Genomic DNA, 1,286 nt, shown 5'->3' with positions numbered 1-1,286 from the left:
CAAAACTCCTCGTGGAATTTTCGGAGAAAATTCCGAACACAAGCCAAGCCTAGCAATTGCTACAAACGGCTGTTGCCAGTAGTTTTTACTTTACAGTAAATTTTTTTTCGAAAGGGATTTCAAATTCTCCATCTCTTTCATAATATTTTAAAATTCCGTTTATTTTATAATTACCTTTCTCTAATGTGTTAAATTCTATATTTGCAAAAGAATAGTTATCATTTAGATTGTAAGAGATTTGTTTGTTTATATTATCTTTTTTTATTGATTTAATGTAAATATGTCTATTTTCAGGAAATCTTTGTCCATATTTAGATGAAAGTATTAAAACGTTTTTATTATCATTTTTTCTAAATTCAATATTATCAATTTTAAAATATGATATACTTTCATTTATAGAAGTAATTAAGCTATTATATTCAAAAGCATAACTCATTGCAATTATGATTTCATTTTTAATAAAGTTTAATTGTAATTCATTAGACTTAGAATTTAGACTTTCAATTTTAGAAATCTGAAATTCATTTCTATTATTAACAATTTCTGGAATTTTCACTAGAAATTGATCTCTATTAATTTTTATTTTTTTTATATTTCCCGATCTGTTTAAAATAGCATTGTCAATCTCTATTATTAATGATTGGAAAATAGAGTCTATTTTTTCTAATTCAATATTTTTTCTTGAAGGTTGGTCACTAATTAAATTATAATATTTTGCTTTATTATGATTTAAAATTCTTTGGTTAAATTCAAAATTATTGGTTAAAAATTTATTCAATTCTGAATTTTCTTTTTTTTCGTCGTTACAAGAATAAAATATGTTTATTAATAATAAAATAAATAAAAATTTAATTTTCATATCAGTGCGTTCAAAATTACTGGTAACGTTTTGCAGCTTAAAAATTGTGGCGTAAATTCAACACCAAGCCATTACAAATATAACAAAACATTCCATTCAACAGCGGATTTTCCGCAGGAAAATCCAAAACCAGCCATATTTTTAAACCGCTGTTGTATACAGTATAATATTTTCGGAACTTAAAAACTCAACGCAACGTTTATCCACAAAGTTTGGATTGTCACGCAAAGCATATTTTCACACAACGTTTAGTTTCAGGTTTTAGTTTCACAGCGAATTTTCCCGAAAACGTAATTTCAACACAAAATTTATCGACAAAGTTCGGTTCGGTTTTAAATTTTCACGCAAGATTTTCGGTAATAATTATTCAGAAAAAATAGGAGAGAAGCTTTCAGCGTAAGTTCGGAAAATATATTGTATACAACGT

At 25.6% G+C, this 1,286-nt stretch carries 1 protein-coding gene; it reads right to left on the bottom strand.

Annotation, left to right across the window (positions count from 1 at the left end; genetic code table 11):
- Positions 1-85 precede the first annotated feature (85 nt).
- Positions 86-859 carry a hypothetical protein gene (locus GFJ94_RS03025; RefSeq protein ID WP_153200118.1) on the bottom strand — a complete coding sequence of 258 codons (774 nt, stop codon included), beginning with the start codon at positions 857-859 and terminating at the stop codon, positions 86-88.
- Positions 860-1,286: the final 427 nt, after the last annotated feature.

The sequence above is a fragment of the Flavobacterium sp. LMO8 genome, from assembly GCF_009495755.1.
GTDB lineage: Bacteria > Bacteroidota > Bacteroidia > Flavobacteriales > Flavobacteriaceae > Flavobacterium.
Note: the sequence above shows the minus strand (reverse complement) of the source record. Positions and strands in the feature narration are given on the sequence as shown.

What these genes read in the sequence shown, in the direction of transcription:
- GFJ94_RS03025 (WP_153200118.1), bottom strand. Translation starts at nt 859, where the DNA reads ATGAAAATTAAATTTTTATTTATTTTATTATTAATAAACATATTTTAT.